Below are 22,507 nucleotides of genomic sequence, written 5' to 3' on the forward strand. Positions count from 1 at the left end.
TTGAGCTCTGTTCATTTCAAAAAAAGCATCCGATGAGAATGCTTTTTTTAGAACGCTATTTGTCCCGTCCTGAAATAAGTTTACACCTTTAAGAGGTTTATTTTATGGAACATGAACGAGAACAAAGAGTTAAACGTACACAAGGTGATTATAGCTTTGCCTTTAAAATGATGGTTGTACATGAAGTAGAAAAAGGGCAAATTACTTATAAACAAGCTCAGGCAAAATATGGTATTCAAGGAAGATCAACTGTGCTGGTATGGTTACGCAAGCACGGACAACAGGACTGGACTTCGAATATGCCGCCTTCTTCTAAACGCCAATTAACACCCCAACAACGAATCCGCCAATTAGAAAAGCAGTTAGCCGCAGAAAAGCTTAAAACTGAATTTATTCAGGATGTGATTTATCACATTGATAAAGAATGTGGGACTGATCTTGGAAAAAAGTATACCGAGCACGTTTCAAAGATTGGCAAAGCCAAACAGGACTAAGCGTTTCACGTTATTGTCAGTGGTTGGGAATCACCCGACAAGCTTATTATCAAGCAGAAAAACGTGCTCAAATGACTGCACAAGCAACTGAACAAATACTTGAGTTGGTTATGGAATATCGTTGTCTCATGCCAAGTATCGGAACACGTAAGTTGTATTGGCTTATTAAAGGCAAATTGTTGCAGCGTGGTTTAAAGTGTGGACGGGATCAGTTATTTAAAATATTGAAAGAGCATAATTTATTGATTCGCCCCAAGCGTCGCTATACAAAAACTACGGATAGCAAGCATTGGATGAAGAAGCATCCAAATTTATTAAAGGATTATTCAGCAGTGCAAGCCAACGAAGTCTTTGTTAGTGATATTACTTATGTTGAGAGTGCTGAAGGCGTACATTATTTATCATTGGTGACAGATGCTTATACCCGTCAGATTAAAGGTTATAAGTTATCGAATGATATGCGTGCGGAGAATGTTATGCAGGCTCTACATATGGCGATGCAGCATGTGACGGATCGAGCGACTAGGATGATTCATCATTCAGACAGAGGCTCTCAGTATTGCTCTGAGCTATATCAATCGGCATTGCGCCATTATGGGATATGTCCTTCCATGACAGATGGCGCACTTGCGAAACAGTGTTTCTCATATCAAAATGCATTAGCAGAGCGGATTAATGGAATATTAAAGCAGGAGTTTTTAACTACACGATGTCAAACCATGAAGGAGTTAGATCACTTAATTACGGAATCTATCATGATTTATAATTGCTATAGACCACATTTAAGTTTAAATATGAACACCCCGAATCAGATGTATGAGCAAACTAAAACCGAGCTAATTGCTTAACTCGGTTTGAAGTGGAATACTGTCAATCTATTTCAGAACAAGACAATTTGCTGTGTTGAGATCCGACTCCAGCCATAAAACCCATGTCATCTATTTCAAGAAAGCCTCGTTAAGGCGTAAGACCTTCAGGATCGCGATACCAGCTTTCAATAAACAATGTTGCGGCAAGGCTATCAGCAGAAAGTTTTTTACCTCGGCCTTGCGCATGGTAATGGCTTAGCTCATCACGGGCTGCACGAGTACTTAGGCGTTCATCCACCATCCATGTTTCAATATTGGTTTGATGACGTAAACGACGTGCGAACTTACGTGCTCGAGCAGATAATTCTGACTCACTATCATCCATATTCAGCGGTAAACCGACTAAAAATACATTGGGCTGATATTGTTTAATAATTTTATGCAGGTTATCCCAGTTGGGGATACCATCTTTCATTGGAAACAAAGCCAAGGGCGTTGCACTTTCAATCAGTGCTTGACCGACTGCCATGCCCATTTTTTGTGTACCAAAATCAAATGCCATAATCATTTGGGGCGTGTTTAAATCAGGCATGTCCAATCTCAGAAGACAACCATGTTCGGTCTAGCCCGAGCTTTTTATAGGCAGCGTCCCAACGGTCGTCATAAGGAATATTAAAAATCAAATCCATATCAGCGTCGCAGACTAACCAATCACCACGAGACAGCTCATCTTCCAGTTGGTTTTTGGTCCAACTGGTATAGCCCAAAGCAATTTGATAGCGACCCACACCTTCGTTATGTGCAATCGCATCTAAAATATCTTTAGACGTGGTGATACAGATATTCTCGCCCACCGCAATGGAAGAGTGCCATGTCGGCTGGCCCGTATGTAAGACAAAGCCAGCTTCTGGACGCAAAGGCCCACCTTGGAGCACATCGTGTGGTCGTACGTGATCGGCTTCAATTTCAAGATCATTGAGCAGTTCTTTGACTGAAAGTCCTGAAGGGCGGTTGATGATGATGCCTTGAGCACCTTCCTCATCGTGTCGGGCCAAATAAATCACGGTATGGGCAAAGACTTCATCTGCCATATCGGGTGGGGCAATGAGACAGCGATGCGTCAGATATTGTTTGCTCACCTAAAGGCTTCTCCTTGAAATTAAAATGCTTCTAGTCAAATGTTGTTCTCTACCACGTTACTAGACTAATGCACTTTCTCCAAATCTTTTTTTGTGATCCAGTCTACATAAATTAGGCAGATTGAAACTTCAACTGACGTAACTGCTTGGCATGTTGTAGCGTGGTGTCATTAATTTCAACGCCACCGGTCATACGTGCGAGTTCATTGATACGCTCATCTTCTTCTAAGTTTAAAATGGTGCTGCTGGCAGGGTCGGTCTGACGTTTTTTCACCAACAAGTGCTGGTCAGACTGTGCTGCAACTTGAGCTTGGTGGGTAATACACAGAATTTGTACATGCGAACCCAAGTCGGCCAAGAGACGACCGACAATTTCGGCTGTGCCACCGCTAATGCCGACGTCAATTTCATCGAAGACTAAAACTTCTGCTTCAGTTTTTTCAGCATTCATCACTTGCATCACCAATGCGATACGTGACAACTCTCCCCCTGAAGCAACTTTGGCTAATGGTTGTGGTGGAATACCTTTGTTGGCGGTGAACAGTAATTGGATAAAGCTCAAGCCTTCACTAGAGACCTGCTCCATCGGCTCAAATTTGAACTCAAAGTGTGCTTCAGGTAGGGCCAATTGTTTGACCTGTTCGGTTAAATGTTTTGCCAATGGTGCGGCTGCATCACGACGAATTTGGTCGAGGTGTTGGGCTTTATTTAACAGGTCCTGATGCGAGACTTCAACTTGCTCAGCAAGGGTTTCTGGATCTTCTAATAAATGGAGCTGTGCCAGTTCAGATTGCCATTGTTCATGCTCTTGTTTTAAGTGTTCTGGCTGCGTGCGGTACTTACGGGCAAAACGGTGGAACATCTCAAGCTGGGTGTTCAACTCTTCCATACGTTCTGGGTCATAACTTTGACGGTCAATAAACTGACGTAGATTAGCCGTGGCATCGTCAAGCTCACTTTGTGCATTCAGCAAAGACGTATGAATCTCGGCCAATTGTTCACTGCGTCCTGCATGTGATTCTAAGCGGCGAATAATACTGGAAATTTCTTGATTAATATTTTGTTCAGCATCATCTAAGGCCGTAACGGCATAACTGCAGTCCTGCATGATATTTTCATGATGCGACAAGCGGTCGAACTCTTGTTCAATCTCTTTATAGTCGATTTGCACCACATCTTCGAGTTCTTCTAATTGTAAACTCAAAGTATCTATACGCTGTTTACGCGTGGCTTGAGCATCCAATGCTGCTTGGTGCTGACGAATGTCTTTTTGCCATGTGCTATAGGCTTCACGCACAGCATGCGCTTCTGGGTAGAAGTTATGATAGAGGTCTAACCAGCGTCTTGGATAAGGCGGTTCTAATAGCTGTTGCTGACTGTGTTGACTATACAGCTGTACCAGCAAACGCCCGATTTCTTTCAATTCAGCTAAGCTGCTCGGACGACCATTAATCCATGCTTTGCTGCGGCCAGTGGCAAAAATAACCCGTCTTAGATGAATTTCTCCTGACTCATCATCTAACTCATGTGCCTTTAGCCATATGGCTTCAGGGCTGTGCTCTTGATAGCTAAAAATAGCCGTGACATCGGCTTTATCTGAACCGAAACGGACATAATTGGTATCGGTACGTTCTCCCAGACAGGCGGACAGTGCATCTAGCAATAATGATTTGCCTGCACCTGTTTCCCCAGTCAGGACATTAAAACCTTGATCGATATCAAGTGCTAAGTGATCGGCTAAAGCAAAATTAATTAAAGTTAAATGTGTCAGCATAAACGCATCCGAGCTGCGAAAAGTTTTAGTTTAAGATAGTGAAGTTTTATTCAGCCGACAAGACGGCAACGCTATTCGTTTTGTGCAAAGTCGGCTTATTTTAGCGTGAATCTGAAAGTCGACCTAGCAGATTTTTTTAAATCCAACTGTTATAGCAAACACAGCACAAACTTGTGGGTATGCGATGTATACAGAAAGAGAACGACTCAGCGAACCGACGCACGGGCAAAAAACACGCCAAAATGGGCTGGAAATTGAGGCAATTGTACGATGGTCGGACTTTAACAAAATATTGATTGAGGGGAATAAAACATCGATTGATTAGTTAATCGCACATCTTTAAACTAGCGAATCAATACGAATATAAATGCGCATTATCTGGAGTGTACGCATGTCAACTCAGTTCGACCATGTCTCTGTCATTAAAAAATCCAATGTTTATTTTGGCGGTTTATGCATCAGTCATACTGTGCAATTTGAAGATGGTACCAAAAAAACGTTAGGGGTCATTCTTCCGACAGAGCAAGCTTTGACGTTTGAAACACATGTAGCAGAGCGTATGGAAATTATTTCAGGCGAATGTCGTGTACAAATTGCTGACAGCGAAGAGAGCGAATTGTTCCGCGCAGGTCAGTCTTTTTATGTACCTGGCAATAGTCGTTTTAAAATTGAAACCGACGAAGTGTTGGACTACGTGTGCCATTTAGAAGGCTAAGCTTTCAACCGATACTCGCCAAGTAATTTCGAGCGAAATCGGTTAAACTATCTGTTGCACAGCAATCCTGTAAAGTCAGCTTTACAGGATTTTTATTTTGGCACATCGTGTCGATGGTCATTTATCTTTTTAGAGGTCCTACATGGCTAAACCTGAATATTTCTATGGCGTTCATTCGGTGGAGTCATTGTTGGAACTTGAACCTGAACGCGTACTGACGCTTTTTACCTTAAAAGGACGTGATGATCAGCGTTTAAAGCGTGTACTTGAGTTGGCTGAACCGTTTGGTATTAGCGTACAACAAACGGGTCGGGATCGATTAGAAAAAATGGCTGGCTTGCCGTTCCACCAAGGAGTTGTGGCTGCGGTCCGTCCTAATCCAGTTTTCAATGAAAAAGATCTAGAAGCCTTACTGAAACAATCTCCAAATTGTTTATTGCTGGGTTTAGACCAAGTCACCGATCCGCATAACCTCGGCGCATGTATCCGTACCGCGGCTGCAATGGGCGTTGAAGCCGTGATTGTGCCTCGCGATCGTTCTGCAAGTTTGACCCCGACCGCGCGCAAAGTTGCGGCAGGTGGTGCTGAAAAAGTCAAATTTATCCAAGTGACCAATCTGGCTCGGACTTTAGCGCAAATTAAAGATGAGTTTAATGTGCGTGTGGTCGGTACCATGTTGGATGAAAAAGCCTTGCCGCTACAACAGTTCGATTTTACTGGAACGGCTGTATGTGTGGTGATGGGTGCTGAAGATACTGGTCTTCGTCCAATTACCCAGTCTCAATGCGATCAAACCGTTTATATTCCGATGGCGGGCAATCTACAAAGTCTGAATGTCAGTGTGGCAACGGGTATGGCTTTGTATGAAGCATGCCGTCAACGTAATGTCTAAGTTTTTTTAATTCCTGATTCAATGTAAGCCTAATGATGACCCCTCAAAAACAAGGCTATGTCTTTATTGCCATCACCATGTGTATTTGGGGGGGATTTACCTTAACGGCGCGGCTCAGTGCCAATTGGGGCATTGGTGCGTGGGATATTACCGCCTTACGTTTTCTCTTGGCGTTTTGCATCTTAATGCCAATCTTGATCTATAAAAAAGATACCGCCTTTTTGTGGAAGAAAGAGCCTTTTATTTTGGCGATGATTGGAGGGGTGTGTTACTGCATCACCGCTTATAGAGCTTTTCATTATGTGCCTGCGGCACATGCTGCGATCTTTCTCAATGGCTGTATTCCACTTTGCACGGCTGTCGCGGCTTATCTTTTATTTCGGCAACCCTTTGACCGCCATACTTGGCTTAGCCTCAGTATTATGTTATTGGCACTGACGGCCATGAGTGGGTTGATGTATCAAGAAACAGGTATCGCTTTTAGTCTCGGCGATGGTTTATTTTTCCTTAGTGCGGTGCTTTGGGGAACATTTACTGTCTTGCTTCGGCAATGGAAATTATCCGCATGGCATTCGATGGCAGGTGTTGCGATCTGGTCTGCGATGGTATTTGTGCCGATTTATGTTTTGTTTTTGCCTAAAACCTTAGCACATGTGCAACCTGTGCAATTGATTGCTCAGGTCATATTTCATGGCATATTTGTGGTGATTGTAGCAACCCTTACTTATGTAGAAGCCATTAAACGTTTGGGGGCATTTAAAACGGGCAGTATTGTTACTTTAGCACCATTTATTGCTGCGATTATTGCGGTTCCTTTGCTCAATGAACCTTTGAGTGTTGCCATTTTATGTGGGCTTGTGGGGATGGGGATTGGTGCCTTGCAGCCTTGGCGCTGGATACGCAAGGACAGTTTGAAAGCCCAACTCGTGCAACAAAAAAAGCAGTCATAGTCGACTGCATTTTTTTAGACTTCTGAATGGGCCAAATACTTTAAATGCAATGGCCTGAGTTGTGCATATAAGTGTTCCAAGTGTCCATCATTTACCACAATATCATCGGCCAACGCTTGTTTTTGTTCACGGGACATTTGCGCTTTAATGATGGTTTGAATTTGCTCAATGGTTTGATGGTCGCGCTGCGAAGCACGAAGAATCTGGATATCAATTGAAGCATCGATCAGAAGTGTATGTTGTGTTAGTTCATGCTGATTGGTTTCAAAAAGTAGCGGTGAAACCAAAATCGCATAAGGGCTGGTCGCAGCTTGTAATTGTTGCATGATGGACTGACGAATTGCAGGGTGGGTGATCTTTTCCAATTGCTTACGGGCAGACGGGTCCTGAAAAATGTGTTCACGTAAAGCGCGTCGATTCAGTTCGCCATTGTCCAGTAAGGCCCACTCGCCGAAGCTGCTTCGAATTTGCTGAAGTGCGGGTTGCCCTACAGCAACAATCTCTCGAGCAACCACGTCAGCATCAACTACCTGTATGCCTTGTTGTTCAAACCAGTGGCTTGCAGCAGATTTTCCACTGCCAATCCCGCCTGTCAGACCTAAAATAAATGACATATTATTTTAATTGCCTAAGTATATTTTCATAATTTGCTCACCCCACAAAAAGGCAATCCATCCTGCGATGGCAATATACGGACCAAAAGCAAAAGGCTGATTTTCTTTGCGCACTTTGAGCAGGATGATGCCGATAATGGCACCTACGAAAGAGGAAAGTAGCACAATCAGCGGCAGCAGCAAAGGGCCCATCCATGCGCCTAAAGCAGCAAGTAACTTAAAGTCGCCATAACCCATACCTTCCTTGCCAGTGATGAGCTTAAACAGATAGTACACGATCCATAAGCATAAAAAGCCAATGATGTAACCCCAAATGGCCGCTGTTGGTGTGGTGTAAATCGCATAACTATTGATACCTAAACCTAGACCTCCAAGGGTGAGGGTATAACGATCAGGTAAAAGCTGAGTGTCAAAATCAATAAATGTTAAGGCGATTAAAATATAAGTGAGCACGAGACCGAACAGCATTTGGATTGTTGGCCCAAATACTGCAACCACGACCAAAGCACAAATGGCGGTCAGGAGTTCAATCGCAGGGTAGCGAATGCTGATCGGGTTATGGCAAGTGCCACACTTTCCTCGTAGCAGGAACCAACTCATCACAGGGATATTTTGATACCAGTGTATGGCACTTTTACATTTTGGACAGGTTGAGGCAGGCTTACTCAATGTGAGCTTCGTTTCATCAATAATTGGCTGCTCAGGATGAAGCAGAAGTTGGCAGTCGGTGCGCCATTCTTGTTCCATCATTTTTGGAGTGCGATAGATCACCACATTCAGAAAACTACCGATGCACAAACTAAAAACTCCAACGGCGAAATAAAGCGCCATTGGAGTATTGATAAGATAGGAAATTATTTCTTGCATTAAACCACAGAACCCATTTGGAAGATTGGTAGATACATGGCAATCACTAGGCCACCCACAAGTACACCCAAGACCGCCATGATGAGAGGCTCCATCATTGAGGTTAAGCCATCTACCGCATTATCGACTTCGTTTTCATAGTGAGTTGCAACTTTATCCAGCATGGCATCGAGCGCACCAGATTCTTCACCAATCGCCACCATCTGTACGGCCATTGATGGAAATTTATTGGTGGCACGCATCGCGAATTGAAGCTGTTGCCCTGTTGCGACATCTTCACGAATCTTCATCACAGCTTCTTCGTACACAACATTGTTGGTTGCGCCTGCTGTAGATTCGAGAGCATCAATTAAGGGTACACCCGCAGCAAAGGTGGTAGACAGCGTGCGGCTATAGCGCGCGATAATTGCTTTATAGACTAAATCACCAAAAATTGGGGCTTTCAGCGCGGCTTTATCCAACATGTCACGAAACTTTTTACTACGCTTTTTGGTTTCGAGTAAAGCTGTAATCACAACACCAACGACAATAATCAAAATGAACCAGTATTTCTGCATCCATTCAGACATATTTACCACCATTTTAGTGAATGCAGGTAAGTCTGCACCAAAAGAGCTGAATAAATCTTGGAAAACAGGCACAACTTTGACCATCAAAATAATAGTCACGATCACAGCAACCACAACCACGGTTGCTGGGTATTTCATGGCTTTTTTAATTTTTTGCTTTAACAATTCACTTTTTTCTTTATAGACCGCTACACGGTCCAGCATGGTCTCAAGCGCACCTGATTGTTCGCCTGATTCAACTAATGAACAGAATAAGTTGTCGAAATATTGCGGATATTTTTTGAGTGCTCCCGCAAAGGTATTACCGCCTTCAACTTCACCTTTAATGCCGAGGACAACTTCACGCATAGATGGGTTTTCTAGGCCTTCAGCCACAATTTCAAAACCTTGAACCAGCGGTACACCCGCTTTCATCATGGTTGCGAGCTGTCGAGTGAAAATCGTGATGTCCAGTGTGGTCACTTTTTTCTTCATTATCCCTTCAAGAATATTCTTTTTCTTTTCTCGAATACTCTTGATGGTAATCCCTTGTTTGCGCAAAGTAACTTTGGCGAGGGCGAGATTACGTGCAGGCAATTCCCCTTTAATTTTTGCCCCTTTACGATCAATCCCTTCATAATTGAAGGTTGGCATCATCTGTGCTTTTTTGACAGCCATGCATTTATCCTTATTCTTTCAATATTTCAACTATTCGCTGGTTACACGATTCACTTCTTGTAAGGAAGTGACCCCCTGCATAACCTTGAGTAAACCTGAACGACGTAAATTGTTAAATCCTAATTTTGCAGATGCTTCAGCAATCTGTAAGGCATTGCCATCTTCCATAATAATTTTTGAAATTTCTGGCGTGACTTTCATAACTTCATAAATACCAACACGTCCTTTATAGCCTTCACGGCACTCAGCACACCCCACCGGTTGATAAACTTTGAAGTCTGGATCTTTGATATCTGTGGAAGTAAAGCCCATTTCGAGCAAGCTTTGTTCAGGAATGTCGACAGCGGCTTTGCATTGGCTACATAAACGGCGTGCCAAACGCTGTGCAATCACTAAATTGACCGAGGTCGCAATGTTAAAAGAGGGAACCCCCATATTACGTAAGCGTGTCAGAGTTTCAGGTGCACTATTGGTGTGGAGTGTCGACATGACCATGTGACCTGTCTGCGCAGCTTTAATTGCGATTTCAGCTGTTTCAAGGTCGCGAATCTCACCAACCATCACAATATCAGGATCTTGACGTAAGAAGGACTTCAGCGCAGCAGAGAAGGTGAGGCCGACTTTATTGTTCACATTGACCTGATTAATGCCTTCTAAGTTAATCTCAACAGGGTCTTCCGCAGTTGAAATATTGGTGTCTTCTTTATTTAGAATATTCAAACCTGTATACAGCGATACCGTTTTACCTGAACCTGTCGGGCCAGTAATTAACAACATGCCTTGCGGTTTGTCTAAAGCCTGCATAAATAGGTTTTTTTGATCTGGTTCATAACCTAAAGCATCAATCCCCAGCATAGCACTGGATGGATCGAGAATACGTAGAACCAGCTTTTCGCCAAATAAGGTTGGAAGTGAGTTGACACGGAAGTCGATGGCTTTGCTTTTCGACAGCTTTAATTTAATTCGGCCATCTTGCGGGACGCGCTTTTCAGAGATGTCCATTTGTGACATAACTTTTAAACGTGAGGCAAGACGAGTCGCCAGTTGTAGTGGTGGACTGGCAATATGACGCAGAACCCCATCTACTCGATAACGGACACGGTAAGATTTTTCATAAGGTTCAAAGTGCAAGTCTGATGCGCCCATACGAATCGCATCGATCAGTAATTTATTGATGTATTTGACGATCGGCGCTTCATCCCCTTGAGGTGAGTCATCTTCTTCGTCATTGGAGTTCTGATGGTCTTGCTCTAAGTCTAAATCAATATCTTCATCAGAAAATTCAAAGCTATCGGCTTGCGCGAAATTTTGTTCGATTAGTTTTTCAAGTTGAGGATGTTCAACAATAATCGCTTCAATATTCATTTTAGAATTGAAGCGAATTGCGTCCATCGCATCCATGTTGGTTGGATTGCTGGTAGCGATATAGAGGATATTGCCACGACGGTAAATCGGCAATACACGATGCTTGGTGATAAGTTTGTCTTCGACCAGATCCCGTAGAATTTGTACAGAATCATAGACACTTAAGTCAAAAACAGGCTCGCCAAATTCCAAAGAAATCGTTTCAGCGATCATTTGTGGGGAGAGTTTATGATTTTCAATCAGATAAGGAACGATGTCTTGCTGAGCCTTTTTTGCAGAGAGCATTGCCTGCTGCATATTTTCAGCAGTCATGCGTCCGTCTTCGACTAAGCGTCGAATGAAGCCTGTGAACTTAGGCAAACCATTTGATACTGACATTCCCCAGATCCTTAACTTCTCAATTGTTTATAATTGGTATCGTAAAATTATACTTTTGTTGCACAAAAATACCATATCTGAAAGTGTTGTCACCACCTTAATATCGATTAAAAGCATGAACTGGTCGTGATAGCAGGCGGTTTTTTTACAAAAAGATGTCTTTATTTTGACTCGTATTATTTTGATTGCCGAAGAAATTCTAGAAGAAAACTATCTTTGAAAAATAAATACCGTGTAGAATGAGGCCGTTTTAATGAACTGTTTTGAATAGGGTGCTGTATGTCGGGTTCGACGATTAAGCCATGGGTTGTCGGCAATTGGAAGATGAACCCAATGCAGGCAGATGCCAAGCAATTGCTTAAAGAATTTAAACAGCTCTTGCAAGAGAATGAAATAGCAGAAGAAAAATGTAATATTGGGCTTGCGCCTGTGACGCTGGCTTTGACTTCAATGCAGGCTGAATTGGCGAATGCTGCACGTTCAGTTTTTACTGTAGCGCAGGATGTATCGCGTTTTGGTAACATGGGTGCATATACGGGTGAGGTGAGTGCAGAACTGCTCAAAGATAGTCAAATTGAATATGTTTTAATTGGTCACTCAGAACGTCGTGAATATTTTGCTGAAAGCGCAGCAATTTTAAATGCGAAAGTTCAAAATGCCTTAAATGCGGGTTTAAAAGTCATTTACTGTGTCGGTGAAAGCTTAGAACAGCGTGAATCTGGTCAGGCAGAAGTAGTGGTTTTACAACAAATTTGCGACTTAGCCAGTGTGGTAACGGCAGAGCAGTGGCCTCATATTGTGATTGCCTATGAGCCAATTTGGGCCATTGGTACAGGAAAAACTGCTTCACCAGAAGATGCACAAGCCATGCATGCGAAAATCCGTGAAGGCCTCACGCAAATTACCAGTCATGGCGGGAACATGGCCATTTTATATGGTGGTAGTGTAAAAGCTGAAAATGCAGTAGAGTTAGCGGCCTGTCCAGATATCAATGGTGCACTCGTCGGTGGGGCATCTTTAAATGCAACGTCGTTTTATAAAATTGTCGAAGCATTTGCAAATACAAAATAATTAGGAGTTCAGCATGCAAACTTTTGTGCTGGTAGTACATATTATCTTAGCTGTGTTGATGATCGTGCTGATTTTGGTCCAGCATGGTAAAGGTGCAGATGCTGGTGCTTCGTTTGGTGGTGGCGGTGCTGCAACTGTATTTGGTGCATCAGGTTCAGGTAATTTCTTGACCCGATTGACTGCGGTTTTGACGGCCTTGTTTTTTATCACCAGTTTGTCGTTGGCTGTGTTTGCCAAAAAGCAAACCACAGATGCCTATAGCTTAAAGTCAGTGCAAACGACAAGTTCTGCACCTGCACAATCGACTGAAACTTCGCCAGCTGCACCTAAAACAAGCGAATAATTGGAATTAGTCCTTTCTTTTTTGTGACGATGCTACTAGAATGCGTCACAGCTGCGGTGGTGGTGGAATTGGTAGACACGCTACCTTGAGGTGGTAGTGCTTTCGGGCGTGGGGGTTCAAGTCCCCCCTTCCGCACCAACTTATGAATCCAGAAGATTAAGTTGGTGTATGCAGCAAATTCTGTTGATGCGGGATGGAGCAGTCTGGTAGCTCGTCGGGCTCATAACCCGAAGGTCGTTGGTTCAAATCCAGCTCCCGCTACCAATCTTATTTTAGATGCAAACTAAGGTGAGTAACTTAAGTCATTAAGTTAAGAATATTTTTGCGTTTTGTTGCGGGATGGAGCAGTCTGGTAGCTCGTCGGGCTCATAACCCGAAGGTCGTTGGTTCAAATCCAGCTCCCGCTACCAATCTTATTTTAGATGCAAACTAAGGTGAGTAACTTAAGTCATTAAGTTAAGAATATTTTTGCGTTTTGTTGCGGGATGGAGCAGTCTGGTAGCTCGTCGGGCTCATAACCCGAAGGTCGTTGGTTCAAATCCAGCTCCCGCTACCAATTTGATTTAGGTGCAACTAAATCAGAGCAAGTACGAAGTATTTAGATTGAAAAATAGTTCATATTTGTATATAATTTTTGCACGTTGATGCGGGATGGAGCAGTCTGGTAGCTCGTCGGGCTCATAACCCGAAGGTCGTTGGTTCAAATCCAGCTCCCGCTACCAAGTTTCTAAAAAGAGGCTCACAACAAGGTGGGCCTTTTTGCACAGTGGATATTAATTTTCTGTGCAATAATTGGGGCGATTACGCCCTTTTTTATTGGCTATCGTGTAGTGTCGATGTGAGCCGGATACGGTGAAAGTCAAAGTGTCATGTTCCACTACTACTATAGTTTGTATTGGCTTGTAGTGGTCTGTTTCGGCCATTGAATCGCACAAAAATGACGAGAGTAAATGAAGCTATCAAATAAAACTCAAGCACTCCAAGACTTAATTGCTCCTGCAGTGCAAGCCTGTGGTGTTGATCTTTGGGGGATTGAATTTCTTCCTCAAGGAAAACGTTCTTTATTACGCATTTATATCGACAAAGCGGTCGACGAGAATGCAGAACCCATCATCAATGAAGATGGTGAAGAAGAGCAGGGCCGTGGCATCGGCGTACAAGACTGTGTACGCGTGACTCAGCAAGTTGGCGCAATGATGGATGTCCATGATCCAATTTCAGGTGAATATGCACTTGAAGTGTCATCTCCGGGTTGGGATCGTCCATTTTTCCAACTTGAACAATTACCTGCATATATTGGTCAACAGATCGCTTTTCGTTTGATCAGTGCGGTCGATAACCGTCGTAAATTCCAAGCTAAATTGGTTGCTGTAGATCTTGAAGCTGAAATGATTCAAGTCGAAGTGGAAAAGCAACAGGTGCTTGAAATCGATAGTAATAATATTGATAAAGCCAATTTGGTCTATCAAGATTAATTCATTTAATAAATAAGAATCTGAACGAATAGGTGGCTTATGGCACGTGAAATTCTTACCGTAGTTGAAACGGTTAGTAATGAAAAAGGTGTACCTCGTGAAGCGATTTTCGAAGCCTTAGAACAAGCGCTTGTTGCTGCGACTAAAAAGAAATTTTACGAAGGAACAAACTCTGAAGAAGCTCAGCTTCGTGTAGAGATTGATCGTAAAACGGGCGAATACAGCACTTTCCGTCAATGGGAAGTGGTTGCGGATGAAGATCATGAAATGCCAGCATGTCAAGATGCGATTTCAGATGTTGATCCTGCACAATGGTCGATTGGTGATATTCGTGAGCTTGAAGTGCCTTCAATTGACTTCGGTCGTATTGCGGCGCAAATTGCAAAACAAGTGATTGTTCAAAAGATTCGCGAAGCTGAACGTGCGCTAATTGCAGATGCCTACGAGTCTAAAGTGGGTGAGTTGATCTACGGTGAAGTGAAAAAGCAAACCAAAGATGGCTTTATCATTGACCTTGGCGATAACGCAGAAGCGTATCTTGCACGTGAAGAAATGATTGCAAAAGAAATTTTGCGTCCGAAACAACGTGTAAATGCGATTTTGTTTAATGTGAACCGTGAAGGTCGTGGTGCACAATTACAATTGTCACGTGCCAAGCCTGAAATGCTCATCGCTTTGATGAAGAAAGAAATTCCTGAAATTTCTGAAGAAATCATTGAGATTAAAGCGGCAGCGCGTCAACCTGGCGTTCGTGCTAAAATTGCTGTGAAAACCAATGATCATCGTATTGATCCAGTGGGTGCATGTATTGGTATGCGTGGTACACGTATCCAAGCAGTTCAGCAAGAATTGAACGGTGAGCGTATTGATGTTGTTGTATGGTCTGATGATCCTGCGCAGTACATTGCAAGTGCTTTAGAGCCAGCAGATGTATCGGGTATTGTGATTGATGAAGAAGAGCGTACAGCGGACATTATTTTCGCAACTAGCGATCAATTAGCGCGTGCGATTGGTTCACAAGGTCAAAACGTACGTTTAGCCTCTGAACTGACAGGCTACAAACTCAACATGATGCTTGAAGATGAGTATCATGCTCGTCAGCAAAATGAAGCACAACAATACTTAGACCTATTTGTATCGCGTCTAGATATTGAAGAAGATTTGGCAATGGCATTGGTTGAAATGGGCTTTACTTCTTTAGAAGAGATTGCTTATGTTCCAGCTGAAACATTTGACGAAATCGAGCTAGATGCTGAAGTTGTTGAATTACTTCAAAGTCGTGCCAAAGAAGTTGCATTGGCTGATGCATTACAGCAGCAAGAAAACATCCAAGATCCAAGCGCGGAACTCGTTGCAATGGAAGGGATGACGCAAGAGATTGCTTATGCACTTGCAGCACGTGGTGTCATCACAATTGATGACTTGGCTGACCAAGCGACTGACGATATTGCTGATATTGAAAGTCTAGGTACAGAGAAAGCAGGTCAACTTATTATGAAAGCGCGCGAATCATGGTTTAACTAGGAGATCTACATGACGGATAAGACGATACAAGAGTTAGCTCTCAGTGTGAACCGCCCTGTTGAGAAGCTCCTAGAGCAGGTTCGTGATGCTGGTTTACCACAGCGTAAATCGGACGATATAATCTCTACTGAACAACAAGATGCCCTCGTGCACCATTTGAAGAAAATTCATGGTCAAAACGATGGTCAGGCAGGAAAAATCACGTTGAAACGTAAAACGACCAGTACCGCTAAAGTAGCGAGTACTTCAGGTAAGGCAAAAACGATTAATGTAGAAGTTCGCAAGAAACATACATTTACCAAGCCAGATCCAGAACAAATTAAAGCGGAAGCTTTGGCAAAAGCGCAAGCTGAGCAACAAGCTCGTGCGAACGTTCAAGCTATGGTTGAACCTAAAGCTGAAACTCCAGCAGTAAATAAAGCGGCTGCAAACTTTGAAGCAATGCGTGCTGCTGCAAAGCAAGAAACGACGAAGCAAGAAGTTGCGAAAGCTGCGGTAGTTGTGAAGCGTAAATCAAACAATAAGCCTGTGGTTAAAGCACAAGTTAAAGTTGTTGAAACACCTGAACAGAAAAAAGCACGTGAAGCTCAAGCCGCTCAATTAAAAGCGACCGAAGAAGCAGCACGTCGTAAGGCAGCTGAAGAAGCGCAGCAACGTACACTTGAACAAATGCGTCAAATGGCATCTAAGTATTCAAACGAAGATGCAACTGCGACCATTCGTGTAGTGGATGATTCTCCACTTGCTGCGGGTCTGGTTGGTCAAGCATATGAAGACTCATTTGCGAAAGAAGACCGCGAAATCAAACGTGGTACCAATACGCCAGCTACACGCGCACCGAAGAAAGGTGGTCGTCGTGGTGAAGAGCAATCTTTCCGTGATAACTCGCATAAACGTGGTTTAAAAACAAGCTCTGCAAACAAGCATGGCTTTGAAAAACCGGTTAAAAAGCAAGTTTATGATGTTGAAATTGGTTCAACCATTGTGGTTGCTGACTTGGCTGCCAAAATGGCAGTTAAGGTACGTGAAGTAATTAAGTCACTCATGAAAATGGGTGAGCTTGTGACTCAGAACCAAGCGATTGACCAAGAAATTGCAGCATTAATCGTAGAAGAGATGGGCCATAACCCAGTTCTTGTATCGGATACGCAAGCTGAAGATAACTTACTTGAAGCAGCAGAAGAAGCACGTGGCGCTCAAACGACTCGTCCTCCTGTTGTGACCATCATGGGCCACGTTGACCATGGTAAGACATCGTTACTTGACCGCATTCGTCGTTCAAAAGTGGCAGCTGGTGAAGCGGGTGGTATCACTCAGCACATCGGTGCGTACCATGTTACGACGGATAAAGGCATTATCACATTCTTAGATACTCCGGGACACGCAGCATTTACTGCAATGCGTTCACGTGGTGCGAAATCGACAGACATCGTGGTATTGGTTGTTGCAGCGGATGATGGTGTAATGCCGCAAACAGCTGAAGCGATTGATCACGCACGTGCTGCAGGTACGCCGATTATTGTTGCCATCAACAAGATGGATAAAGAATCTGCTGATCCAGATCGCGTATTGAATGAATTGACTGTGAAAGAAATCGTGCCTGAACAATGGGGCGGTGATGTTCCTGTTGCAATGGTTTCAGCACATACAGGTCAAGGTATTGATGAGCTTCTAGATATTATTTCAATTCAAGCTGAATTACTTGAGTTGAAAGCATCTGAAGAAGGTGCTGCTCAAGGTGTCGTGATTGAAGCACGTGTAGACAACAGCCGTGGTGCGGTAACGTCTATCCTTGTTCAAAACGGTACATTGAAAGTAGGTGACCTTGTTCTTGCAGGTGCATCTTACGGTCGCGTACGTGCAATGACAGATGAAAACGGTAAACGTATCCAATCTGCTGGTCCTTCAATTCCAGTTGAAATTTTAGGTCTACCTGAAGCGCCAATGGCTGGTGATGAAGTTCTTGTTGTGAATGACGAGAAGAAAGCACGTGAAGTTGCCGATGCGCGTATGGATCGTGAACGTCAAAAACGTCTTGAGCGTCAAAGCGCAATGCGTCTTGAAAATATCATGGCGTCTATGGGCAAGAAAGATGTGCCTATCGTCAATGTGGTATTGAAAACTGATGTACGTGGTACATTGGAAGCATTACACGTTGCTCTTGCTGACCTTGCAACAGACGAAGTTAAAGTCCGTGTTATTGGCTCAGGTGTTGGTGCGATCACTGAATCTGACGTAACACTAGCTGAATCTTCTGAAGCGGTACTTCTTGGCTTTAACGTACGTGCGGATAACGCAGCTCGTCAAAAAGCGGATGCTGACGGCATCGATATTCGTTACTACTCAATCATCTATCAATTGATTGATGATGTGAAAGCAGCGATGAGCGGTAAGCTTGCGCCTGAACACCGTGAAACTATTCTGGGTGTGGCTGAAGTACGTGAAGTGTTCCACTCAAGTAAGTTTGGTGCAGCAGCAGGTTGTATGGTACTTGAAGGTATGTTACACCGTAATAAACCGATTCGTGTCCTTCGTGATGACGTGGTGGTGTTCCAAGGTGAGCTTGAGTCACTTCGTCGCTATAAAGAAGTGGTTGAAGAAGTTCGCGCAGGTATGGAATGTGGTCTTGCGGTTAAAGGTTATAAAGACATCAAAGAAAAAGACAAGATCGAAGTCTATGATGTTCAATTGATCAAACGGAGTCTTTAATGGCGGGTAGTCAACGTCTTAAGCGCATGGCGGATACAGTGCAACGTGAGTTGTCTGAACTAATTCGCCAAGAGTTGAAAGATCCACGCTTAGGTGGTCTCGTGACCATCTCTGCGGTGAAGGTTAGTCCAGACTTAGGTTATGCTGAAGTATATGTGACTGTGATGGGCCGTGAGCTTGGCGATGAGCAAAGTGAAGCAGCCAATAAAGAAACCCTAGATGTGCTGAACAAAGCATCTGGTTTCTTGCGTCACGAACTCGGCCGTCGTATTAAGACACGTATTACACCGCGTTTGCGTTTCCATTACGATAAAACCAATGCATATGGTAACTATATGTTTGGTCTGATTGCTGAAGCAGTAAAGGATTTACCCGCTGACGAAGCAAACAAAGATGATGAATAATTCAGTCTAACTGAATCAAAAAGCCACCTTCGGGTGGCTTTTTTTATGCGGAGTAATAGCTGAAGCTAGATCAAGACTTAGGGGTTTTGCACAGGATTATGGTGGGGGATAGAGGGTTGAACTTTTAGGGATTATTTTGACCATCAAGTTACTGTGGATTGATATGGGCAATGATTTACAAGGGGGTACACTTTGATCATTTTAATTTTTGCGTAGATTGATCCGTCCACCTGCATTGGTCAATGTAATGGATGTGACACTATCTAATAAGTTTGAATCTTATCGTCATTACAATGTTCAAATTAGCGCAACAACACCATATCAGTGCCGAAGCGCTAGAAATGTATTTATTTTTATATCCTTAACACCACAAGCATTTAAAGGCGATGTTCAGTGTCTTCATGCTTATTGCTAAAAGCTCTGCGGCGGGTGCGTTGCCAAGGCAGTGGGCGATTGAGTGCCTCAGGAACGTCACCACTCAGCGAGCGTAAGCGTAAGTGCAAAGCCGCTTGCGCCATCAAATTTGCCGATACAGGTGCAGTTAAGAAGGCAAACAGCGTTAATAACAGCTCAGCAAAACCAAAGCGTCCTTGGAATGCAGAATAGATCATTGCCGCGATCAAGAAGCTCCCTAAGCCTAAGGTACTGGACTTGGTTGGGGCATGCAGGCGCATGAATAAATCGGGCAGGCGCACCATTCCAATTCCTCCGACCAGCATGAAGAAAGTACCGATCATGAGAAAAATTGAGACTAAAATTTCCATCGTAAGTTGCATCGATCTTGCTCCTAGTCAATCACATGACCTGAGGTGAAGTAGCGTGCTAAAGCGGCTGTAGAGACAAAGCCGAGCATCGCAACCAAAAGAGCACCTTCAAATAATGAAGTGCTGGCCCAGTAAATGCCTAAAATAATAATGAGGCAGATTGCATTTAAAAAGAGAGTGTCGAGTGCTAAGAGTCGGTCTACAATCGATGGACCGATGATTAAGCGAATTAAGCACAACAACATTGAAATGGTGACGGCGATTAAACAAATCCCGAGGGCATAAGGCAAAATAGTCATGCTTTGTCTCCTGCTTCGACACCAAAAATTTGCATCAACGGTTTTTCATAACGCGCTTTGATATTTTCAATCTCGGCATTTTCATCATCGGTGCTGAGGGCGTGAACTAAAATGTCCCCACGATCTTGATCGATGCCTGCTGAAACAGTGCCTGGTGTGGTGGTAATAATCATCGCCAGTAAGGTGTTTACTTCCTCATGTTGTGTTTCCAGCGGAACGCGAAACCATTTGGGTTGTAGACGATCAATTGGGCCGAGGACCAATTTAGCCACTTGAATATTCGACACCACAATGTCGTATAACACCACAAAAAATAGTTTCACCGCCGCTTTCCATTCAATATTTGGAGTATACGTAATGAATGGTCTGATCAGACGCGGAATAAAAATAGCCAGTAAAAATGCCATCACTAAGCTGGCTGCATCGACACTATGTGCCAACATCACCCAGCTCAGCGCAACAATCACCGAGACAAAAGGGTGGGGTAACCAACGCTCCAAAAACGACGTTTTTTTCATGTTTAAGGCTCCACCATCGGTTGTAGGCTTTCAGCATCGGGATTCACTTCAGCCTGTTGTTGCTGTTGCATTTGGCGTTTTTTGTATTCGGAAATATGTTCGCCTTCCAGTGTTTCCTCTGAAATTAAATATGGAATCAAATGTGCATTCGGATCTACGCGTTCGCCACCATATTTGGTCTCGGGTAAATTTTCACTGTCGAAAGGTTGTACGCTAATGCTTTGCCCATGCTCATCAGTTTTGAGCAAAGTCTGTTCATAGAGCACATTATTTTGGATTTGCTCAGCCGTTTGGTAAGTGTACTTTTGAATCGGGCCTGCAAACACCATATAAGCCATTAAACCTACCAACAATAGATAGATGGTTTTGTCATTGCGCTTCGGTGCTTGTTCAGGCAAAGCTTGGTACGCGGCATAAGCAGCTTCATTCGGGTTGTCTTCTGGTTTAGTTGCGCGCCAAAAAATCACGAAACCCACACGTGTAAACGCAATAATACTCAATAAGCTCACCACTAAAACGGTCACAATAATCAGCAATTGATATGGTGAGTGTGCGGTGGCTTGGAGAATAAATACTTTGCCCAAGAAACCACTAAAGGGTGGTAAACCTGCCATCATCAAGGCAATGGTGAAATAGGTTAACGCCACCACCTTATGCTGTTTCATTTGTGGTGCAATTTTAAAATGGTCTTTAAATTCACCACGTTGAGAGGTAATCCAACCACTTAAAATGTAGAAAGCTGCCGCAATAATGGTGCTGTGCACCAAATAATACAGTGCCGCTGCCCATGCCAAGGTATTGAATAGGGAAATGGCGATTAAAATCGTGCCCACAGAAGACAAAATCATAAAGCCAATGAAACGACGTAAGCGTTCTGCGCCCATCGCGCCAATCACACCATAGACTGAGGTAATTAAACCAATCGGCAATAGAATGTATTGCAGGATTTCACGGCTAATCGCATCGTCAAATACGGTGCCATTAACACGTAAAATGGCATAAATACCGACTTTGGTCATGATGGTGAACAGTGCCGCCACAGGAGTGGTCGCGACTGCATAGGTTTTCGGTAGCCAAAAACCGACAGGTAGCATGGCTGCTTTAATGCCAAAGACTGTAAACAACAACAGCCCGCCAGCAACAGCAATACGATGTTGATCGCCTTCTAACAATGGCATCAGACGTGCAACATCCGCCATATTGAGGCTGCCGACGCTGCCGTAAATCATGCCAAGGCCAATCAGAAACAGAGCTGATGCCAACAAGTTAATGGTGACATAGTGAATGCCGAGTTGAAAACGCGCTTTGCCTTGGCCATGCAGTAACAAAACATAAGAGGCCATCAACAAAATTTCAAAGAATACGAACAGGTTAAATAAGTCGCCTGTCAGGAAGGCACCGGTTAAACCCATCAGTAGGAAATGGCACATGGCATGGAAATAACGGCCACGTTCATCCCATTCTTTACTGGCGAACCACATCACTGGAACAGCTAAGCCGTAGGTTAAAACCAGCATCAGGGCAGACAGTTGGTCGAGGACCAAAACAATACCAAATGGTGCAGCCCATTCACTCAGGTTATAAACACTGATTTGCCCTGAGCTGGCAAAGATCAGATAGTTGATCGCTGTAAATAAGCCCAACAGGCCAGAGGTATAACTGATGCCTCGACGCCAAGGTTGTCGCCAGTCTTGTGCTAAAGAACCTGATCCAGGATTGCCCAATAACACCAAAATAAAGGCGGTAATGGCAGGAATTAAAATACTAAAAATTGGGGTGTGTTCGGTCCAAAATTGGATGAGGTCATTCATTATGGCTCATCCTCACGTGGGTCAATTTGAGGTATTTCTTCTTTAGAGTCAACGTGGTCGGTTCCTGTTTCATAACGACTGCGTAAAGCCAGTTGTACAATAAACGCCGTGGTAGCAAAGCCAATCACAATTGCGGTTAACACCAAGGCTTGTGGCAAAGGGTCAGTGGCTTTGCTGGCTTCCGTGAGTACTGCGGGTGCATTAAGTTGAAGTCGCCCCATGGCAAATAAAAATAAATTGACGGCATATCCAATCATGGCCAAGCCAAGTACCACAGGAAAGGTACGGGCACGCAAAATCAGATAGATGCCTGTGGCAGTCAACAGACCAATAGCGGAGGCAAGTAACAGTTCTAAACTAATCATA

Annotated in this window: 23 protein-coding genes and 5 tRNA genes; 16 read left to right on the forward strand and 12 right to left on the reverse strand. The window is 43.6% G+C overall.

Annotation, left to right across the window (positions count from 1 at the left end):
* Positions 1-104 precede the first annotated feature (104 nt).
* Positions 105-1,342 (forward strand): IS3 family transposase gene (locus HUK62_RS02910; RefSeq protein WP_176537044.1). Its coding sequence is split into 2 segments (ribosomal slippage): positions 105-441 and positions 441-1,342, totalling 1,239 coding nucleotides; the frame shifts between segments, so codons are not numbered across the junction.
* A 109-nt stretch (positions 1,343-1,451) separates the two neighbouring features.
* On the opposite strand, the gene ruvX is transcribed toward HUK62_RS02910, so the two are convergent.
* The 3 genes from ruvX to recN all read right to left on the reverse strand — a co-directional run bounded on the left by ruvX (position 1,452) and on the right by recN (position 4,216).
* Positions 1,452-1,895 carry a Holliday junction resolvase RuvX gene (ruvX, locus tag HUK62_RS02915; protein WP_176537045.1) on the reverse strand — a complete coding sequence of 148 codons (444 nt, stop codon included), beginning with the start codon at positions 1,893-1,895 and terminating at the stop codon, positions 1,452-1,454.
* Positions 1,888-2,442: a YqgE/AlgH family protein gene (locus HUK62_RS02920; RefSeq protein ID WP_004692720.1), complete on the reverse strand. Its 555-nt coding sequence runs from the start codon at positions 2,440-2,442 to the stop codon at positions 1,888-1,890. The genes ruvX and HUK62_RS02920 overlap by 8 nt, the downstream gene beginning before the upstream one ends.
* Positions 2,443-2,554: 112 nt before the next feature.
* Positions 2,555-4,216: a DNA repair protein RecN gene (recN, locus tag HUK62_RS02925; RefSeq protein ID WP_176537046.1), complete on the reverse strand. Its 1,662-nt coding sequence runs from the start codon at positions 4,214-4,216 to the stop codon at positions 2,555-2,557.
* A 184-nt stretch (positions 4,217-4,400) separates the two neighbouring features.
* On the opposite strand from recN, the gene HUK62_RS02930 reads away from it, so the two are divergent.
* The 4 genes from HUK62_RS02930 to HUK62_RS02945 all read left to right on the forward strand — a co-directional run bounded on the left by HUK62_RS02930 (position 4,401) and on the right by HUK62_RS02945 (position 6,773).
* Complete coding sequence (locus HUK62_RS02930) at positions 4,401-4,541, forward strand: hypothetical protein (protein ID WP_176537047.1); 141 nt, start codon at positions 4,401-4,403, stop codon at positions 4,539-4,541.
* 66 nt (positions 4,542-4,607) lie between these two features.
* A complete protein-coding gene (locus HUK62_RS02935) occupies positions 4,608-4,931 on the forward strand; it encodes a pyrimidine/purine nucleoside phosphorylase (RefSeq protein WP_004692718.1) in 324 nt (107 codons plus the stop codon).
* Positions 4,932-5,073: 142 nt separating this feature from the next.
* Entirely contained in the window at positions 5,074-5,823 is a 750-nt protein-coding gene (gene rlmB / locus HUK62_RS02940; protein WP_004692717.1) for a 23S rRNA (guanosine(2251)-2'-O)-methyltransferase RlmB, read from the forward strand.
* Positions 5,824-5,855: 32 nt separating this feature from the next.
* Positions 5,856-6,773: a DMT family transporter gene (locus HUK62_RS02945; RefSeq protein WP_176537048.1), complete on the forward strand. Its 918-nt coding sequence runs from the start codon at positions 5,856-5,858 to the stop codon at positions 6,771-6,773.
* A gap of 14 nt (positions 6,774-6,787) precedes the next feature.
* Here HUK62_RS02945 and coaE read toward each other — a convergent pair whose 3' ends face one another.
* The 4 genes from coaE to pilB are packed head-to-tail and all read right to left on the reverse strand — an operon-like array spanning position 6,788 to position 11,223.
* Complete coding sequence (gene coaE, locus HUK62_RS02950) at positions 6,788-7,387, reverse strand: dephospho-CoA kinase (RefSeq protein WP_062035173.1); 600 nt, start codon at positions 7,385-7,387, stop codon at positions 6,788-6,790.
* A 6-nt stretch (positions 7,388-7,393) separates the two neighbouring features.
* Positions 7,394-8,254 carry an A24 family peptidase gene (locus HUK62_RS02955; RefSeq protein ID WP_176537049.1) on the reverse strand — a complete coding sequence of 287 codons (861 nt, stop codon included), beginning with the start codon at positions 8,252-8,254 and terminating at the stop codon, positions 7,394-7,396.
* Complete coding sequence (locus HUK62_RS02960) at positions 8,254-9,480, reverse strand: type II secretion system F family protein (RefSeq protein WP_176537050.1); 1,227 nt, start codon at positions 9,478-9,480, stop codon at positions 8,254-8,256. The genes HUK62_RS02955 and HUK62_RS02960 overlap by 1 nt, the downstream gene beginning before the upstream one ends.
* A 30-nt stretch (positions 9,481-9,510) precedes the next feature.
* Positions 9,511-11,223, reverse strand: a complete 1,713-nt coding sequence (gene pilB / locus HUK62_RS02965) for a type IV-A pilus assembly ATPase PilB (protein WP_176537051.1) — start codon at positions 11,221-11,223, stop codon at positions 9,511-9,513.
* 279 nt (positions 11,224-11,502) lie between these two features.
* On the opposite strand from pilB, the gene tpiA reads away from it, so the two are divergent.
* The 11 genes from tpiA (at position 11,503) to HUK62_RS03020 (ending at position 18,749) form a co-directional block, all read left to right on the forward strand.
* Complete coding sequence (gene tpiA, locus HUK62_RS02970) at positions 11,503-12,294, forward strand: triose-phosphate isomerase (RefSeq protein WP_176537052.1); 792 nt, start codon at positions 11,503-11,505, stop codon at positions 12,292-12,294.
* 13 nt (positions 12,295-12,307) lie between these two features.
* Positions 12,308-12,637 carry a preprotein translocase subunit SecG gene (secG, locus tag HUK62_RS02975; RefSeq protein WP_004692710.1) on the forward strand — a complete coding sequence of 110 codons (330 nt, stop codon included), beginning with the start codon at positions 12,308-12,310 and terminating at the stop codon, positions 12,635-12,637.
* 53 nt (positions 12,638-12,690) lie between these two features.
* Positions 12,691-12,775 (forward strand) — tRNA-Leu (locus HUK62_RS02980).
* 49 nt (positions 12,776-12,824) lie between these two features.
* Positions 12,825-12,901 (forward strand) — tRNA-Met (locus HUK62_RS02985).
* A gap of 69 nt (positions 12,902-12,970) precedes the next feature.
* Positions 12,971-13,047: transfer RNA gene (locus HUK62_RS02990), tRNA-Met, on the forward strand.
* A 69-nt stretch (positions 13,048-13,116) separates the two neighbouring features.
* Positions 13,117-13,193 (forward strand) — tRNA-Met (locus HUK62_RS02995).
* 89 nt (positions 13,194-13,282) lie between these two features.
* Positions 13,283-13,359 (forward strand) — tRNA-Met (locus HUK62_RS03000).
* A 228-nt stretch (positions 13,360-13,587) separates the two neighbouring features.
* Complete coding sequence (gene rimP / locus HUK62_RS03005; protein ID WP_004692708.1) at positions 13,588-14,112, forward strand: ribosome maturation factor RimP; 525 nt, start codon at positions 13,588-13,590, stop codon at positions 14,110-14,112.
* Between the two features lie 39 nt (positions 14,113-14,151).
* Positions 14,152-15,636, forward strand: a complete 1,485-nt coding sequence (gene nusA, locus HUK62_RS03010) for a transcription termination factor NusA (protein WP_005400937.1) — start codon at positions 14,152-14,154, stop codon at positions 15,634-15,636.
* Between the two features lie 9 nt (positions 15,637-15,645).
* Positions 15,646-18,345: a translation initiation factor IF-2 gene (infB, locus tag HUK62_RS03015; RefSeq protein ID WP_176537053.1), complete on the forward strand. Its 2,700-nt coding sequence runs from the start codon at positions 15,646-15,648 to the stop codon at positions 18,343-18,345.
* Entirely contained in the window at positions 18,345-18,749 is a 405-nt protein-coding gene (locus HUK62_RS03020; protein WP_004978763.1) for a ribosome-binding factor A, read from the forward strand. The genes infB and HUK62_RS03020 overlap by 1 nt, the downstream gene beginning before the upstream one ends.
* A 377-nt stretch (positions 18,750-19,126) precedes the next feature.
* Here HUK62_RS03020 and HUK62_RS03025 read toward each other — a convergent pair whose 3' ends face one another.
* The 5 genes from HUK62_RS03025 to HUK62_RS03045 are packed head-to-tail and all read right to left on the reverse strand — an operon-like array spanning position 19,127 to position 22,506.
* Complete coding sequence (locus HUK62_RS03025) at positions 19,127-19,525, reverse strand: Na+/H+ antiporter subunit G (protein WP_004692702.1); 399 nt, start codon at positions 19,523-19,525, stop codon at positions 19,127-19,129.
* An 11-nt stretch (positions 19,526-19,536) separates the two neighbouring features.
* Complete coding sequence (locus HUK62_RS03030) at positions 19,537-19,812, reverse strand: monovalent cation/H+ antiporter subunit F (RefSeq protein WP_004692700.1); 276 nt, start codon at positions 19,810-19,812, stop codon at positions 19,537-19,539.
* Positions 19,809-20,330, reverse strand: a complete 522-nt coding sequence (locus HUK62_RS03035; protein ID WP_005400935.1) for a Na+/H+ antiporter subunit E — start codon at positions 20,328-20,330, stop codon at positions 19,809-19,811. Before HUK62_RS03035 ends, HUK62_RS03030 begins: the two co-directional genes overlap by 4 nt.
* Before the next feature lie 2 nt (positions 20,331-20,332).
* Complete coding sequence (locus HUK62_RS03040) at positions 20,333-22,141, reverse strand: monovalent cation/H+ antiporter subunit D (RefSeq protein WP_176537054.1); 1,809 nt, start codon at positions 22,139-22,141, stop codon at positions 20,333-20,335.
* Positions 22,141-22,506 (reverse strand): Na+/H+ antiporter subunit C, encoded by a 366-nt coding sequence (locus tag HUK62_RS03045; protein WP_004692695.1) that lies wholly within the window; start codon positions 22,504-22,506, stop codon positions 22,141-22,143. The genes HUK62_RS03040 and HUK62_RS03045 overlap by 1 nt, the downstream gene beginning before the upstream one ends.
* Position 22,507 lies beyond the last annotated feature (1 nt).

The sequence above is a fragment of the Acinetobacter sp. NEB 394 genome (assembly GCF_013374795.1).
Classification (GTDB): domain Bacteria; phylum Pseudomonadota; class Gammaproteobacteria; order Pseudomonadales; family Moraxellaceae; genus Acinetobacter; species Acinetobacter johnsonii.